Below are 18,869 nucleotides of genomic sequence, written 5' to 3'. Positions count from 1 at the left end.
AAAAGATAGGATAGGGGGGCAGGTAATTGCAAGTAAGAAAAAAGCTTCTTATGTTGCTGTGTACGCTGTTGTTAACTATCCTATGTTGTGGAGTCGGGTATGCGGATGCGCATCCTGCCTGCACCGGCGGCGAGCAGCATGAATTTGAAAGCCATATATTAATACTGAATTCAGAAGAATCAGAAGGTCAAGTTGAAAATGTGTGTACCTTGTGCGGATATACTTATATAGAATATCTGCCGGCGACCGGTCATCATTATGGAGACTGGAAAGTGGTGGAAGAAAGACCGGAATCAGGGATAAGGATTGAGCGGAGAGAGTGTCAGGGATGCCATCGGGAAGAGGTACGGACAGTCAGAATTGAGCCGCCGTCTCCGGATTCTGATTCCACTCAGGAAGATGAGCCTGGTATCAATCGTTTGGATTTAGCATTATCAGCATCGATTGGAGGCGTCTGGGTGTGTACGATAGCAGCGCTTTGGTACAATAGTTTAGTTTTAAACTGGTACAAAAGAGAAAGCGTTAAAGCACTTAAGAGGAGGTGATGACTTATAACAGTTAGTAATATTATTGAACTGATTATTTTAGTATGCAGCATTCCGGTTGCTCTCTACATCGTTGCAGGCAGTAACCGAAAAGTCAAAGATCTGGACGGTTTAGGCGATGTTGTGAAAGAAGAAGGCAGAGAGGGCGTAGTAGTAGCACATTGTTAATCGTGTTAAACAGAGGTGAAGATATGGATAAAAACCGGAAAAGAATCGGGTGGCTTACCAAGCTGTATGCAAGTGCGGGTTTGATAGTAGCCTTGATAGCTGCTGTTTCGTTAGCCTCCTTTGCAGAGACGAGGCACATTGAAAGTGCGTTTGGTGTAAAAGCAAAGGGAGAAAGAGCCAGTACACTGGCAACGCCTTCAAGAGCGTCGAAATCATTGGTGACGCCGTTATCTGCAGGTCATCCGGGCCGGCTGAGTTTGCAGGAACTGCTGGAACAGGAAGCAGACAATGAAAATGCTATTATTCCTACATGGTTTCAGGTCTCGTTGAATGGAATTGCCATTGTTGACAGCGATAATTGGAATATTACCTTAAAAGAAAATCAGAAAATCAAACCTAATACTGCTGTTAAACACCAATTGAAAGTGACGATATATCCACAAGCTTATGGATTGGGCGACGGAGACAGCGTAACATGGAATCTGGGACGGATCGAAGGACTTTCCCTGGACAGTGAATTCTGGGAAGAGTTAGTTCTAAGCGGCGGAGTCCATGTTGGAGATGTAATGCTTTGTTACACTGAGAACAGCGATGTAATCCTCTATACCGAGTTTAAAGAAGAAGTAAACATGTATTCCAGTATTACGATTACATATTGGTATGATTGTGGTTTTGTTTCGGTAAACGAACCGACCAGCATTATATTTGATTTACCTGGATATGAAGAACTGATTTCGGCGGTGCTTTTACCTGAGAACGAGACCACGACAGAACCGGAAGAAACGACTGCGGAGGAAAGCAGCCCGCCAGAGACAACAGAGGCAGAAACAACTACGGAGGAAAGCAGCCCGCAGGAGACAACAGAGGCAGAAACAACTACGGAGGAAAGCAGCCCGCAGGAGACAACAGAGGCAGAAACAACTGCGGAGGAAAGCAGTCCGCAGGAGACAACAGAGGAAGAGACAACTACGGAGGAAGCACCGCCAGAGACACATAATCCGACAAAAGATTATGGCTCAGGAGGGGATTCGGGTTCAGATAGAGAAAAAACTACTTTAGCGAAAGAAACAACAACAAGTCCGGAAACGATTCCGGAGAGCTCAGCAGAGACTGAGACAGCAACAGATCCGCAGTCAGAAGAATCTCAGGCCCAGGAACAGAATTCACAAAATAAACAATCAGCAGGAAATGCCAGGGAATCAGATGAGGCATTGGATATCAACATTTCCTTTGGTGCAGAAGTTGCTGCCAGCCATGGAATGCAGTCCCGGGTACTTCCGAATGAGATACTTACATATAGAATGGTTCTTCGCAATGACAGTGAGGAAGAGATTAAGGATGTGCGTATCCGCGATTATCTTCCGGAGCATACCAGTTTTGTTTCAGTGGAAGACGAAGGTACCTATGGTGTTGTCGATGGACGGCAGTATATAACCTGGATGCTGGAGAGTATCCTTCCGGGAGAAGAAAGGGAATTAGCCTTTCAGGTAAAGGTGTTTCTTTGTACACCGCCGGATTTTCCGATTAGGAATCAGGTTTACTGGCAGGCTGATGACAGCAGATCCGTAAACAATCAGGAAAGGCCAAAGAATCAGGTGGACTTTCCAATGATCACCATTGGATAGAAAGGTTATTGTTCCTTTTATCATATAACTTAAATTATCAAAAAGGAGAGAAAGAAAAATGAAGAAGAGACTCATAACAGCATTATTAGCAGGCGCGATGGCAACAAGTATGGTGATGCCGGCAATGGCTGATCCAGGAGGAGCTGTTCCTGCATCAACCGGCACTGATGTATGGGCAGGTATTATTATCGAAGATTTGGATGCAAAAGTAAAAGTAGAAGTTCCGACTCTGTTTGCATTCGTAGTAAAAGGTACTACTACAGTAACTGATAACAGTCCTGTAACCAGTGCGAACGGAGACATTTACCTTCCAAACGTTAAGGTAGATGTAACCACTCCGTCAGTAGGCGGGCAAGGTGCAGTTTATAACCTGCAGACAGAAGGAAATCTTACCGTTGAAGGAAAACTGCCATTTACTAACTATTCTACCTTCAAGAATGCTTCAGGCCAAAGAGAAGGTCTGGCAGTTAAGATTAATGGAAACATCAAGAATGAAGGGGATGACGCATCCAGAAAATACTGGACGCATACAACCAGCAGCAACACCGGATTAAATGATTTTAAGAAGTACAATATAAGCGTTGATGAAAACAAGTTTGATACAGTGGCAAACGGCGGACTTCAGATGGCTGGTACCGGTATTAGTCTTGCAGCACCTAACACAGACCCATTAGGTGATTTAAGCTACTCTAACGTAGATAGTGATGATTATGCAATTGTAGGAGAGACTCATCATGCAAAGTTTGATGTACTTGTAGGTGGAAAAAAGGGCCAGTATACGCAGGTAGAAGAGTCTGCAAAGATTGGTAACATCGTATGGACGATCAGTGCAGAGATGCAGAATGATGTTGACACTGCACCTAACGAGGATTACCTTCAGCCTTAATTAAATTTAAGGAAAGTACATAAACGCCAATGATGATCAGTTAAAGTCCCGGGAGAATTTCCGAAAGGAGATTCTCCGGAGATTTGTTGTAAATAAACCGCAGGGGGAAGGCAGTTTACTTGCAAGAGATTTCCGGAACCAGCCAGAATGGAAAAGAGGAAAATAAATGAATCCTATGAGACGATGGAAAAAATATAAAGTTATACTTGCCACAGTTGGATTTGTATGTACGGGCTGCCTGTGCTTTTCTGCGTTAGCAAGCGAAGGTCCGACGTCCAACGTGTGGTTGAGTGTAACTCAGATACCATCAGAAGCAAGGGTATCGGTAACCGTACCTTTGGCGTATGGATTTGTAGTGCGTGGAAGTGTTGACAGCAGTGATACGTATCCGGTGTCAGCAGAGAATGGAAACTTAATTTTGCCGAATGCAAAAGTACATGTCAGTGTACCTTCCGATTCAGGAACAGGAATAACGGCCGAATTTGAATTGCAGACGATATCGGAACATACAATCCCAATCCTGAATTACTCAACTGATGTAAGAGAAGAGCATCTGGAAGAAGAGAATCCACCAAGAGAGGGATTGCCGGTTGAGTTAAAGCCATTTATTGCCGGCTATGACAGTGATGAAGGGAAGACGCATTACTGGAAGACGGTAGGATATGATCCGACATGGGATGGAGCATCGTCACAGACTAATTTTAAAGAGTATCAGATGCTGATTGATAATGTTGCATTTTCTGATCCTGGTCAGGTGACAATAAGTTATGAAGATAGCAGTACGGAGCTTAAGGATGTATTTTGGTATGCAGATAAAATTGCTTTGAATGCACCGGAAGATGTGCTGACACATGGGTATACTGCGGCAGGAACTGCTCATATACCCTCAGAGACATTTGTCACAGTAGGTGTTAAGGTAGGCGGAATGCAGAGCGAGTATAAGCAGGTAGAAGAGTCGTTAAAAGTCGGAGCGATTTTTTGGCAGGTGATACCGGGAGAACTTCCTGAAGTAACGCCATAAGTAATCTGAAAATAGAAAAAAAGTAAAGGACTGGAAAAATGGCAGTGCAAAAAGAAAAGAAAAAAAGTAAGTTATTATGGATCATTATTATTCTCCTGTTGCTTCTGATCGGAGTTGGATCAGGTATCTATTATCAGATGACCAAAGATAATAATTTAAGCCGCTTAACAAGAGATGAGCTGGCTTTGGGTGGTATGCTTCCGGGTAAGACAGACCAGGAAATTGTGGATATATTAAGTACCAAGGTAGCAGAAGGTATGGTGGATATCGGAATAGCGGCCGGTCCGGTATTTGAATATGGAGGAAAGAAAGGGCGGATTGCAATCGAGAATATTGCTGCAAACCATTATTCCTTCCAGGTAGATATCAGACTGGATGACGCTGGAGATGTTATTTATCAGTCAGGACTGATTGACCCTGGATTTTATATTGAATATATCGAGTTAAATAAAACGCTTCAGGCAGGAGATTATCAGGCGACAGCACACTTCACCACATACTCTTTGGATGAGACTGAGGATAAGATCTCTGAAGCAAATGTAAAAATTGTACTTCATGTGATGGATGGTCTTTTCTATCAATGAAGCTAAATAACAACAAATTTCGCTATTGCTTAATGCTCATAGCGGTTATCTGCTTGCTGGCCGGTTCGTTTTTTGTAGGAATGGGCTTACAGAAAATGTTCAGTAATCAGAAGACTCGTAAAGAATATGCCAAATCAGAACTTGAATGGAAACAGGAGCTGGCCGAAGGTGAAGATGATGCAATTGTAAGAGATTTGAGAAACCAGGAACTGGTCAAAAATATGAAATATGTTTCTCTGGAACGTCAGATTTATTTTGATCATGCGGATGCACCTGGAAAAGCCAGAATTGCAAATGATATAAAGAATGATTTTAGCTGTACCGTAAGGATTGTACGGGATGCAACCGGAGAAGTGGTTTATGAATCCGATTTGATTGAGCCTGGATATTACATAGAAGAAGTTCACTTGACCGGCGGTCTTAAACAAGGGTTTTATCCTTGTACTGCAGTCTGGAGCTTTTATACAAAAGGTGAAGAATATGCAGGTGAGACAGCTTGGAAGGTAGTCGTAATTATTAAGTCTGCGAATAAAAAGTCAAGAGAAAACGGATAAGATTTGCAAGAAAAAACAGCAGTTCAGCCTGCATAATCGAACGGCTGCGAAAGGACACGGCTGGCTGTCGTGAACCTTACCCATAAATACATTGTAGTAGAACGGAGGTGGGTATTATGGGCAGAAAGAGAATCCTTTTATCATGGCTGATATGCGGCCTGTTGTTTCTTTTTGCCTGTTTTCCTGTCTGGGCAGATGACAATAGTCCTGGCGGAGGAACAGTGCCAAAAAGAAATGGGCAGACCGATATTGTGGCAGGTGTGGTCGTTGATTATATGGGGAAATTACGTTTTCTGGTCTTAGATAGAGACCTTAATAATCCGATCGCAGGTGTGTCAGTGGAAATATTTATCCCGAGTCTGAACCGATATGTTTTGTTTGGATTAACGGATAGTGACGGTATTTATGAGTTGGATGTAGCATATAACATGGCCTCTTCTATATCGGACAGTGACCAGTTCATTAAGAACGATAAGAATTATACGTTTAATGGTACGTTAGTGTATCTAAATGATAATAATATTCAGTACCGGGTTTATAAAGCCGGATGGCTTCCCTACCCTCACAACGGAAGCTATATTTTAAAAGGGGAAAAGGTTCCGGAGACGATTACCATAAAATTGTATCAGAAGAAGAATGGCGAAGATAGTGATGATAAAGAAACAGTACCTGATAAAACTGTTCCGGGGGGAAGCTTTCCCGGAGGCACTCCTTTAGATAAGCTCCCTTCTGATATTCCGGATAAAATGCCTCCATTGGGCTACGGGGGAGGAACCGGAACTGGCGGAATCCCCAAAACCGGTGTGGAAGGAGCTCTTCTTTATTGGGCATTTGGATTTATATTCTTCCTGCTTGCAGGAGGAGCAATCTGGAAATTGTCGAGGTTGGATAATGAGAGTAAAGAGACGAAAAGGAGAGAATAGAATGACAAAATTTAAAAGATTTACAGCCTTCCTTTTGTGCTTACTTATGATCCTTCCCACTCAGGAGCTAATGGTTCTGGCAGAAACCACATCAATGGAAAATGAACGGATAGAGGAAATGCTTCCGTCAGAAACAATTGAAGATGGAGGAGGCCGCATAGAGGAAACTCTGCCATCAGAAATAACTGAAGATGGGACAGACCGCATAGAGGAAACTTTGCCGTCAGAACCAGTTGAAGATGGAGGAAACCGCATAGAGGAAACTTTGCCATTAGAACCAATTGAAGATGGAGGGGACCGCATAGAAGAAACTCTGCCATTAGAACCAATTGAGGGTGGAGCAGACCGCATTAAGGAAACTCTGCCATTAGAACCTTTGGATGATGCTGCTTATGCAATTTATTGGAATCCGGGCGGTCAGCTGCCTGCAGAACTGGCAACCGCATCGAATGCCACAGCGACCGCGTCCAATGCAACCTCATCCAGGGCAAGAATGGGGAGGGATACTGCCAATGGGTTGAGTCCGGTAAAGCCTGTAAAAACTCTTGCAAAGGCAATTGAGCGTGCAGAAGAGCTGAAGGAGAAAGAAGGACTGGATTCTTCGGATATTACTATTTATGCAATGAATCCGATGGAGGTAGCAGACGGTGAACTGTATGTGTTAAATGCAGGGAATATCCGCATAGCATCCTGGCCGGAACGTCCTTATGAGAGTGATGCGTTGTTTTATGTGAATGGCGGACAATTGACATTGATGAATGTTCTGCTTGAAGCAGAAGACCCGGCTTATGAACCTGATGAGACCGAGTTGGTTTATGTTCGGGGCGGCGTCCTTCAAATGGGACAGAATGTCTGTATTAATGGATCTGTTATAATGGATTACCGCAGTGAGCTTAAAGGCATAGAGTGGAAAGAAGATACTGGAACTCCTTCCAATGCTGCGGATACGGATGATACGGCGGCAGAAGAAAATGGACGAATTAAGAAAGTACTTCCGCTGCAACCGCTGGCTTCAACCGCCAGTCAAGCAAGAGCGGCAGGAGAAGCAACCTTTAATATTGATAATTATATATTAGATACTGACGAAGAGAATGTTGAACTGATTGAAGACAGGACCTCAGCCAGCACCTGGAGAGAGCCGATTATTGAGTTAATTCAAGGATTTGAAGGCGGCAGCGAATATCATCTGGAAGTAAGAGATGATGGCAAGGCAGAATCACGTGAACTGGTGACAACGCTTTATGCGGATGATGCAACTGAGGAAGAGTTTTTAGGCTATTTTACTCTGGCAGAATCCGATAACTGGAATCTGCAGGTAGAGACTGAGGCAGCTGCCCAGTTAAGAGACACAGGATCAGGAGTTGAAATCATGTCCCGGCTCTTTGCCTTTGAGGATGAGACTCTGACCCGTAAGACTTTGATTGCAAGCCGTTCTTTAGGTGAAGCAAAAGTTATTTACTGGAATCCGGGAGCTGCTATGACTGTTGATGGGGAGAATTATCCGGCAGGCGATGATGCATTGTATGATGGATCAAATCCGCGCGCTCCGCTTAAAACCTGGAGAGCGGCAGCCGAGGAGGCTAAGAAGGCCAATGGTATTGTTGTAGCCATGCGATCCTTAAATTTGGGGGATGAAAACGCCGGTGAATATCTGGAGCAGCTTTCGAGCGGAGAGTTTTATCTGGCATCAGCCGAAGCTTCATTGATAACTCCTCTTGGCACATGGAATTCTACTGCACAGCCGGCAATCATTGTACCGGAAAACAAGACCTTGATTGTAGAAAATCTTTACCTTGGCGGAATGTATGATAATAACGGTAATGAGACCGAAGCTCAGACGATTATGGTAAATGAGGGAGATCTTATCATCGAAAAGAATGTCAGGACAGAAGAAAAGGGATATATCCAGTTAAATGCTTTCTTTGATTTGGCAAGTCACCCGATTCAGGTATGTAGTGTGAATTCTGTAAATGATGGCGACTTAAGAGTATTCTTTGGTGGTATTAATAAGAACGTAGCATACCGATATGTAGATGTAGTGGTACCTGGTGGAGATCTGGAATCAGCAATCACCAATGATGCGGATCCGATTGCAAAAGCAGATTCAATAGGTCAGGCACTGCTTGGCAGGATAAAGCTGCATGGTTCCAACCGGTCTGTAGCAAATGGCGGCCTTTCAAGTATTGACTGGTCTCTGCGTCAGGATACAGGAGAGGATGACAGTGTTGTAACAGCTCAGAATATAGAACTTTATGCGGTTTATTACTTTGATGGTATTTATATTGACGGTGTAGACGGCGATGACAGAAATTACGGTGCATCTTGCGACTATCCGGTGAAAACCTGGACCAGAGCAAGAACGATCTGGCAGGAGGAGATGACCAAGAGTCTGCAGGCCAGACAAGATGCAACTGGAATGACATTAGATAAAATTGAAGCTGACTTTCCCATGCCGGAAGTAATCTATATCTGTAATACTGTGACCGTAGACTCTGCCAGTGAACCGGAATGGAATTTAGAAACCCGTTATGACTACGCGAGAGGTACTGATGTTAAGACAGAAGTCGTATCTCATATTGATAATATTGCAAGTCAGGGAGCGGGCAATGTGAAAGTACCGCGTCACGAAGTTCCAAAGACTTTGATCAAAGTAACAGGAAGCGGTATTTTGAACATACGTGACGTTTTTATCCGTAATATGGTGGACGACACTGACAGTGTTACGATTAAGGTAGAGGCAGGCGGAACTCTGAACTTAAGGGGAGAGACTACTCTGACCGGAACTCGTCTGAAGAGTTCCGGTTTTGATCAAAAAGATCTCACCCTGGGCAACCACGTAACGGTTACCGGAGGCAGCCGCTTTGTGATGGAAGCGGGCTGGACTGGTTCGATTGAGAAACGGGAACAGGGTGTGGTTGCTGCCGGAAGCGGTACCACAGTAGAGATGAATAATGGTTTTATTCAGAAGAACAATTCTTATCGTGCGGATTATTATACTGCCGGAATAACCACTCATAAAGCCGGAGGCGGTGTGGCTTTAAGTGATGGCGCCCAATTTACCATGAACGGCGGCAGCATTACCGGAAACCAGACATATCAATATGGCGCAGGTGTTTATCTTGTGGATGCCGGGACAGCCTTTATTATGAATAAGGGTGAGATTTCTGATAACAGTATACTGGTATATCGTATTTCAAATACAAATAGCACCTTACTGTACTCACAGGGAGCCGGTATATCTGCGGGCGCTGATACAATAGTAAAAATCGGTGACGGAACTGGTGCACCGGAAGATACGTTAATCAGAAATAATAAAGCATATCTGGCTTATGGCACAGGTATCTATGCGAATGGCAGTCTGACTATTAACAATGCGGCCATTTCTGATAACGTAGGCGGCGGAGTCAGCAACATCAGTACATCAATAAATTCTGGGGTTGGAATTTATGTAGGGCCAAACGGTACGCTTACTATGAAAGACGGATTGGTGAAAGGGAACCATGGTGCTTTTACGGCATATGCCCACGTAAAAGGTGCCGGTATCTATATTGAAGCCGGTACAAACAGCCATACAATCACCGGAAGTACGATAACTGAGAATGAAACGGGATATGAGTACTGGGCCGACTATGATGTGGCGAATTATGGCCAGGGCGGTGGTATATATCTTGCCGGTGGTAATACTCTTTCGATAACTGATACAACGGTTTCTAATAACAGAGCCGGACGCGGCGGAGGAATTTATGCAGCTGGAAGCTCCGGAAAAAATATTTCTTTGACTTTAAAGGAAACCATCATAGAGGAAAATAAAGGGATAGCATATCGTGCCAGCAGCTCTGGTGATTCCGGAGGTGTTTACTTCTATGGCTATGGAACTCTTACTCTGGAAGATGGAACTAAGATTATTAATAACTCTGCAACACAGCATACCGGCGGACTTTACATAGGTGGTGTTTCTACTACGTCTGCTCATGTTTATATGATGGCAACTACACCGGGAGCAATTGAAATCAGCGGCAATAAAATCACCAATACAGGTAGCTCCGGTTCTTATGGCGGCGGGGTCACTCATATCGGTGGCAGCTGGCATGCTGAGAATGTATTGATCAGCAACAATGAAGCGGTTTCACAGGGCGGAGGAATCTATTCTGCCAGCTCATACTCTTACGCCTATTTCAGGAATGTGGTGATCTCTGACAATCGGGCAGCGGATGGAGCCGCACTGGCAATTAACAGCGGCCGTTATTATATGCAGGATTCTTCCATTGCAGACAATACCGCAACCAATAGTGGCGGCGGGATCTATTTGGCAAGTACCAGTGCTTATATGTATCTGTCAGAAACGGATGAAGGAAAATTTGAAATAAAGGATAACCATGCGGGTTATGGCGGCGGGATTTCTATTGCAACCGGCAACACATTTATGATGGATATTGCCGGTCCAATCCAGAACAGTGCGGATGTGCAGGGAAGCAATTTCTATTTAAGCGGATATGCAAACATTGATATTTTCAATGGATATTTTAAGCAGCCGGTTACATCTAAGCAGGTGGAGGGTGTGTACAATATCTATATTGACGATACATCAACCAGTACCTACTATAAGTATTTTGATTTCAGTAAGGTAACCGCGGATAAGAAAGAAGGGACCCATCCTGATGTTATCTTTTTAAATTCAGGAAGCTCTTTCCTGACAGTGCTTGCAGCGCCGCTAAACGATAATACGGCTTATGGCGCCTTTCCGATTGATTTAAATAATGAGATGTTTCAATCCGGTAGTGTAGTACTGAAACCATTGGGAAGTGCTGCTAACCGGGCAATGATGGAACCAAATGCAGATCTATCTGCGGCAACTCAGGTAAACAGGCAATATCCTGCTTTGTTGAGTGCAATGGGCAATTTAGATCATTATCGCGGTGGTGAGCTGCCAAGAAGAAGTGAACTGGGTGGATTTAAAGATGCAGTTAATACCAACAGAACGAATGTCATTATTGTTGGTCAGGGTGTGTATTTAGCCGGATATAAAAGTGATGGAACCGGTGGAAATGACAACAATGGCGGTACCTCGCCGGCTGATGCGGTTGCTACTTTTGATCGGGCAAAAGAGGTTTTGCAAAATAGGATTAACGAGGCTGCTATTCATGACAGTACCCTTTTGGAGGAAGAAAGGGAAGGATTTGCGCCATTTATCTACATTTGCGGTCAGGTAGATATTAACACCAATGAATACTGGGAACTTAATTATGAAGATACGCTGTATACAGATGTAAATGAGTATTATGCGATTGCGGAAGAACGCAATGGGACCCCGGTATATGAGCCGCAGGTACGCCGGTTTGCCTCCTTTGTGCGGCAGCCGATGATTAAAGTTGGGAATGGCAGCAATACAGTGTCATTTACTGCCGGAAGGCTAATTATTGATGGTATGGCGGATACAGTCGTTCTTGCTGATCAGAGTTCATACAGCCCGGTTATCTATGGTTCTGCAGGTACTCACGTGACCCTGACCGGAGATTCGATGATCAGGAATAATTACTACAGCGTACTGGATATTTATGGTGAAGTGACACTTGACGGCGAGAATGGTGAAGTGAACAAACAGCTATATAATAACCAGTCACAGTATATGGTCAGGTTGTATGGATCAGCCAAAATGTCGATGCTGGGAGAGGCAAAGATTATCACAGATAATACGGTTGAAAAAGTTACCAGCTTTTCCGGCTATGGTATATGGATTGGGGGATCGAATGTCTCAGTTTCTATGGAAGGAAACAGTGCTATTATGCAGGGACCAGGTTCCACGCTGCTGAATAGCTATCTGATTTATTCCTCTTATGCAAATACCACCGTTGAAATGAAGGAGAATGCCAGAATAGAAGTTGGTAATGCCGCGAGTGGGGCTATGTATATTTCCGGTAATGATTCGACGATTGATATGTCAGCAGATGCCAGCATTGCAACGATGCAGAGTGCATATTTTACATATGGTATTTATGCGGGCACCAATACTTCTTTAACGATGTCAGACCGGGCCAATATCACTTATGGAGGGAATCGCAGCACGACAACCTATGGTGTATATCTGTCTCCTACAAGTACAACAACGGCATCGGTAAAGATGCAGGATAATGCGGCGATTATACTTAGCGATACATCCACAAGTACATCCTATTGGTATTATGGAATCTACGTAAGTGGTGGAATATCCCCGAGGGTCGAATTGTTAAACAATGCAAGAATTACTGGTAATCCGAATGTTATTAGTAATACTTGTGGTATTGCTGCAAATAGTTCAAGTGCAAAGGATGTAACAATTTTACTGAATATGGAAGCTTTTGGATCCGAAGAAGAATCAGTTTCGATTTCGGATATGAGCCATGGCATTTACCTTGGAGCGGCAGAAAACAGCTCTGTTTCAATGGGAAAGAAGGCTCAGATTACTGGCGGGACATACGGAATATATACGACGGGCCGCAGCAGCACTACATCTACAGCTGATATTCTGATGAAAGATTATAGCAAGATTTACAAAACCGCCTATGGTATTCACTTTTATCAGATTAATAGCAGTCCAATAAACATCCGGATGGAAGACTATGCAGCGATTGAACAGAATAATATGGGTATCTCCGAATCGATAGTGACCGGAAGTACCGCCTACGGGGCATCGCAGCTGAACCTAGAAATGTTTGATGACTCCAGAATATCCGGTAACTCCAGTTCAGGAATTCAGTTGGTCCATACTCAGAATAACTGGTCAGAAAGCACTGGGTACCAAAAGATCACTTTAAATGACAATGCAATGATCGGCGGCAGTGGTTATTACAGCAGCACAGATGCTGCTTCCGGAAATCAGGGAGCCGGAATATATGCCAACGGTCCGATTCAGGTGACGATGAACGGAACTTCAAAAATATCCGGAAATGGCACCACTGTTAATAATGGCAGCACAGCAAGTTCGGGGATTTACTTAACACGTTCAACAGCTGCCTCCTATCATCGGGCCGGAACAGCAAGAATTACCTTAAATGATTTTGCTTCCATTTGTGATAACAAAGGCGGCGGTGTTTATGCAGCAACGATCGGCGATTCCACAACAAGCTATCACAATGAAGTCATCATTGAATTAAATGGAATTAAGGATAATGGAAGCTTTACTACACCGTCTATTCAGGGAAATACAGATGCGATCTACTTAGGGACTGACTCAACCTTAAGGCTTAAGGGGGAAGCGCGGGTAAAGATCAGTGACAGTCCTTATGCATCAAGCTCCTATGTAGCCCGGGTAATTGATAATTATGGATATATTGAACTGGATGGAAGAAGTACGGTTGAGGGTCTGATTTATATGAACAACAGTACCAAACCGATTACAATGACCCATGCTGCGACCGGCCAGGCGCCAAAGTATGATTTGCATCTGGTTGAAGGTTTTGCCGGTAAGACAGTGGTTCAACCGGATATGGTTGCTATTACGGATCTTACGGGTGCGGGCAGCCAGCTGGCATATTTCAACAAGGTCAGTGCTGACGGAATGGCAGCCAGCCGGCCTATCGTCGAGCTGTCACCAAACCTTGTGCTGCTGGGAGAAAATAATGTTTATCTGTCAGGTAATGGGAATGATGACAACACTGGCAACACTCCATCTACTGCGGTCAAAACCTTTAAACGTGCCAGAGAACTGTTGCGGGGAGGCGGTTACTATACGACGGGGGCGAATATCATTATCTGTACATCAACAGTTAATGTATTGGCAGGGGATGAAGACTGGTCATTTGATCCTGGCGGATTCGTAACTAATTCACTGAGTGGACATAGATGGCAGCCACTGGTAACCCGTTATGAAGGGTATGGCGGTATTCTGATTACGCTGTACGATAGTACCAGTACGGTTTATGCCTCTACCGTTACGTTTAAAAACATTACAATTGACGGAGGTTCAGCGAATGGTATTGTTTTGACAACAGCCCTGAATGATCAGCTGCTGATGGTTGGCAGAGGAAGGACCGCTGTCCTTGGTGAAGGCGCAGTATTGCAGAACAACAAGGCAGTAACGACCACCTATAGCGATTACTCAGCATTGGGTGTGAAAGTTTATGGCGGTACTCTTGAGATAAACGGCGGAACCATTCGGAATATAGTAAGAGAAACAAGCGGTACTTTCAGTAATTACTGGTTTGCCTCTGCGGTAATGGTTCAGGGGATCAGTACTGCTTATCCAGGTAATTTGATTATGAAATCGGGGCAGATAATAAATAATGAACTAAATGCTCCGAATGGAAGAACTATCAGTGCCCGTATCGGAACGATTTATATTTACAGCACTGCTACCGCTCCTAGTAGTATGGAGATGAGAGGCGGCCTGATCGAGAATAATAAGGTTGTTTCAAGGGGTACAGATCCGGCAGCGGCTGGTGCGATTGTAAACTATGACGGTGTTGTAACAATCAGTGGTGGAATTATCCGTGGAAATGAAGGCGGATATGGCAGTGCAATTTTCCATCAGGGAGTCAACAGTTCTTCCCAAATGATTTTCTCCGGCGGACAGATCAGCAGAAATACTACAAATGCAACAGGACAGCAGTCAATCAATAACTACTCGCCAATTTATGTTATACAGAGGGGTTTTGAACTGCGCGGCGGCGGTGCGGATATCAGTGACAGCATTTATTTATACCAAACCATAAGTGCTATTAAAGTAAGTGATCATATTTATCAAACAGGACGTTCCTACCGCGTGTACTTAAATCAGGGAATCAGCTACTTTAGAAAAGGCAGTGTAGTCGTAGAGCCGGATGGCAATAAAGTAACAAACGTCAGTTCATATCTTCCATATTTTGATGTGCGGTCGAATCCGTATGTACTGGATCGGGGAAGAACCAGTAACCTTGCCGGAAATGTGAGCGGGGTAAAGGAAGAACAGTGCTTAATTCTAATGAAGGCAGTTTATCTTGATTCGGTAAACGGTAAAGATACGAACACCGGATTAAAGCCGAGTCAGGCCGTAAAGAGCTTTACCAAAGCCAAGAGTGTGGGGGTATTAACGACTCACGGAACCTCTGAACATTATGTGATTTATGTATGCGGCAAGGCGATTAATACAAGCAGCGAAAGTGTCTGGACATTACCGGAAACTGCCTATATGTGCCGTTATACCGGATTTGCTGTTTATGAAAGCGATGGTACTGAGACACCGGAGCCCCGGCGGGCATATTACGGTTGTTTGATTCAGCCGGACATAAACCTGACATTTAAAGATATCACGGTTCAGGGACGAAGAAGCACAGACAGTCCGGTAAGTAATGGTGACAGCCTGGTGAATATTCTTTCCAGGATCAGTGTGACAGTAGAAAGCGGCGCAGTTTTTACGTTTAACAACAACAACGGCAACTATATTGCCGAAGATGGATTTGTGGATAACTTGGCTTCAAAAGGCGGTGCTTTTCAGGTAGCCGAACGCGGAATCCTGACAATCAATGGCGGCGAGATAAAAGGTAACAATGCAACATATGGAAGTGCAATTTATCTCCATGCAAGTGAAAGCAATCCATCATTCCTCGGACAGCTGTATCTGACTGGTTCACCGGTTATATCCGGTAACGTTTATTTAAATGGTACAGCTGATATAACTTCGGCGTTTATACAGCCGGATGCTTCCTATGTACCTTCATCCGCATTGCAGATTTCTGTTGGCAATGACTACAATGGCCGTCCATTGATTAGATATAAGGACGGTACCGTGCCGGGTGAGACGCAACTGAAATATTATTCATTTGATGATGCGATCAAGGCATTGTATGATATTGTGAACAACAGTTCCAATGCTTCCATTCTGGAATTGAGTCTGAGGAGGGTAATTTATCTGGATGGTCAGAGTGGGTCAGATGATGCAAGTCATGATGGAACAACTCCGGAGAAGGCGTTTAAGACGTTAAAGCGGACCTTTGAGGCGATTGGAAATCAGGCAGGTACCAATGGTGTTCTGATTTATGTTGTAGATACTTTGGATATCACTGGTGGAACCAGTGAACCATCCGATATTCAGCTAATGAATATTAAGGTTTACAATAGTGACGGAACCTCTCACTATGAAGGATACTATAAGGATCCGGGTGAGACTATAAATATCCGGGGTCAGGTATATTTCAAACGTTATTCCCAGCCAAAAGGTTATGATGCTGCTGATCCTGTTTATGATGGATACAGCAATGAGACATTACTCGACAGTCTGTTCTATATCGGTAATGGCGGTAAACTGACTTTAAGCGGTATTTATCTGGATGGTCATTCTATCAGCAGTGACAGCATTAATCCAACCTTAGTGGCGCCGGCCGTAGTGGCTCAGTCCCCGCTGATTACGGTAAAGGGAAGCGGTGTGTTGCAAAGTTATCGTGCGGAGGGTGTGAGCAATGGTGTTCCAACCGCAACGCTGTTTATTAATAATATCAATGAAAAAAATAAGAATGGACCGGAATACATAGTCGGCCACTTAAATGATTCTGATATTATGGAAGGCAGCAGCGCTGGTATTGAGCTGCTGGATGAAGGAACCTGTATTCTTGAGTATACTGAATTTTCCAACCTTGCATTAGGTGATCAAGTGATTTCCGGAGGTACGGATGTATACAGCAATGGATCCCTGCATTTCAGCCGTTATACGAACTTTGGCGGAAGCATATTCCTGGAGGGATTCGGAACCAAAGAGGCAAATCATAATACCAGCCGTTATTTGACCGTAGATGTATATGGTACTCCAATACAAAATAATTTCCATGTAATGGTAAGAGATTCGTATATGGGCAGAGATATGGTTCATTATCAGGTTGGAATCAACGCAACAGCCAGTGATGCCGGTTATTTCCTGCTGGAAGAGCGGGTAAAAGATTTCTTCTGTCTGTCAAACCGCAGCGGATATCCGCATATCTTGGAGCTGCAGGTGCCGGTAGCAGTCTATATTGACGGAACGAACGGTATCGATGACCAGGGTGACCGGTTTGCCGGTTCGACTCCGAAGTTTCCTGTAAAAACATTGGCAAGAGCTTTTGAGTTATTAAAAACCCGGGGTGGAAATACGATTTATGTAGTCGGTACCATTCAAGTAAACAGTGATATCCAGGTGACGGGACAGTCTTATATTGGCACAGGTGGAGCTGTTATGCTGGGAAGTACCAATAAGATTAACATTGTCCGCTATATACAGCCGGATTTTGCAATTCAGGATCCGGCGGCCGGAGCAGCGGCGGAATATGATGTGGAGGACTTTACCGGTGTATTGCTGAATGTCAAGGATGGTTCAACCGCCCAGTTCAGTGCGAATGTATACTTTGACGGACACAGTGAACCGAAGACCAGTATCGATCTTCCGGTCGGTGCGGTTGTAAGCCGGAACGGTGAAGCAAAAGCACCGCTGATAACCGTTGAAAGAGGCGGAGCTTTGAGTCTTCTGTCGAATGTGACCCTTTATAATAATAACAATACTTATGATCAGGAAAATGATCTTAATGGCCAGCATGGCGGTGCCATCGCAAACAGCGGCACGACGACGGTTGACGGTACTTTGTTTGAGAATAACAAGGCTGCAAAAGGGTCTGTGGCATATCAGAACGGAACCTTTACGATTTTAAGTGCTCCGGAAAAACTGGATGGTCATCATAATACATTCTACTTAACCTCTGTGAATACCGGAACGGCAGAAAATCCGATCTGGGGAACTGATCATGTGATTCAGACGGCGGTGACAATACCGGAGAATCAGATCTTTGAGATCGATATGGATCATGCGGTAAAAGGCAGAGATGTGGTACGGTTTACCAGCAGTTCGGCTTATAATCCGAATGCAGATGCGGAGCATGAACATTTCCGTTTGGGAAGTACGGTACCGGAGAACTTATTCCTGGTAGAAGCTGAAAGCGACCCGGATGTTCTCGAATTACAGGATTGGGAAGTTCTAAAAGTTGAAGTGCCGGCTGATATTTACCTAGTCGTACGTCGGAGAGGTTCTTTTGACAGTACTAACAAATTAATGAGTGTTAATGATTCTTCAGCAGGTATTGATTTATTTACTGCACCGGAGTATGTGATTAAAAACAAGGGTATCTATGATGCGAAAGTATCGATTACCGGATTTAAGAATAAGACGATAGAGACAGGTATTACAACTGACCCGGCTTATTTGATGAATCTGACTGCCAGTGCGGCCGTAACAACAGCTGAGAATGATTTGTACCTGGCCGTAAAAGGCTTAGATGATGCCACCGGCGGAACGGGATTTGATATCGCAGAGACCTCGTTACAGCCTTACGCAGAATTAACGGTTACTGCAGCACCGATTGTGCTCGGAACTTTGAAAACGCAGACGTCCGGTAACTTTACCTTTGTTGGAGCCGTAGGTAATGGGTTTGTGGATAAGTATATGGATGCCTCCTTCCCGATTGAAGGATCTGCCAAGGCTGAAGTACAAAAATACATGGACGGAACTTCTAACTCCGGTGTAATTAATGCCAGAGCAAAATATCTGATAAATTATAAGGTGGAGATTGTTCCGCCCAGAAGGACTCCTTAAC

8 protein-coding genes are annotated in these 18,869 nt (G+C 44.2%); all 8 read left to right on the top strand.

Annotation, left to right across the window (positions count from 1 at the left end; genetic code table 11):
• Positions 1-26: 26 nt before the first annotated feature.
• The 8 genes from AC27IJ_RS18855 (at position 27) to AC27IJ_RS18820 (ending at position 18,868) form a co-directional block, all read left to right on the top strand.
• Positions 27-545, top strand: a complete 519-nt coding sequence (locus AC27IJ_RS18855) for a hypothetical protein (protein WP_313257072.1) — start codon at positions 27-29, stop codon at positions 543-545.
• 191 nt (positions 546-736) lie between these two features.
• Positions 737-2,338, top strand: a complete 1,602-nt coding sequence (locus AC27IJ_RS18850) for a hypothetical protein (RefSeq protein ID WP_313257069.1) — start codon at positions 737-739, stop codon at positions 2,336-2,338.
• Positions 2,339-2,435: 97 nt separating this feature from the next.
• Positions 2,436-3,224, top strand: coding sequence for a hypothetical protein (locus AC27IJ_RS18845; RefSeq protein ID WP_312444486.1), 789 nt, complete (start codon positions 2,436-2,438; stop codon positions 3,222-3,224).
• Between the two features lie 166 nt (positions 3,225-3,390).
• Positions 3,391-4,245 (top strand): hypothetical protein, encoded by an 855-nt coding sequence (locus AC27IJ_RS18840; protein WP_487150196.1) that lies wholly within the window; start codon positions 3,391-3,393, stop codon positions 4,243-4,245.
• 38 nt (positions 4,246-4,283) lie between these two features.
• The gene (locus AC27IJ_RS18835; protein ID WP_312444480.1) at positions 4,284-4,829 is read left to right on the top strand and encodes a hypothetical protein; all 546 of its coding nucleotides are present in this window, start codon (positions 4,284-4,286) and stop codon (positions 4,827-4,829) included.
• Positions 4,826-5,383 carry a hypothetical protein gene (locus tag AC27IJ_RS18830; protein WP_312444477.1) on the top strand — a complete coding sequence of 186 codons (558 nt, stop codon included), beginning with the start codon at positions 4,826-4,828 and terminating at the stop codon, positions 5,381-5,383. Before AC27IJ_RS18835 ends, AC27IJ_RS18830 begins: the two co-directional genes overlap by 4 nt.
• Before the next feature lie 116 nt (positions 5,384-5,499).
• Complete coding sequence (locus tag AC27IJ_RS18825) at positions 5,500-6,306, top strand: hypothetical protein (RefSeq protein WP_312444475.1); 807 nt, start codon at positions 5,500-5,502, stop codon at positions 6,304-6,306.
• A gap of 1 nt (position 6,307) precedes the next feature.
• Positions 6,308-18,868: a hypothetical protein gene (locus AC27IJ_RS18820; RefSeq protein WP_487150194.1), complete on the top strand. Its 12,561-nt coding sequence runs from the start codon at positions 6,308-6,310 to the stop codon at positions 18,866-18,868.
• The last annotated feature ends 1 nt before the right edge of the window (position 18,869 follow it).

This window comes from Lacrimispora sp. YZC11, assembly GCF_057543815.1.
This window is presented reverse-complemented; position numbering and strand designations above follow the sequence as displayed.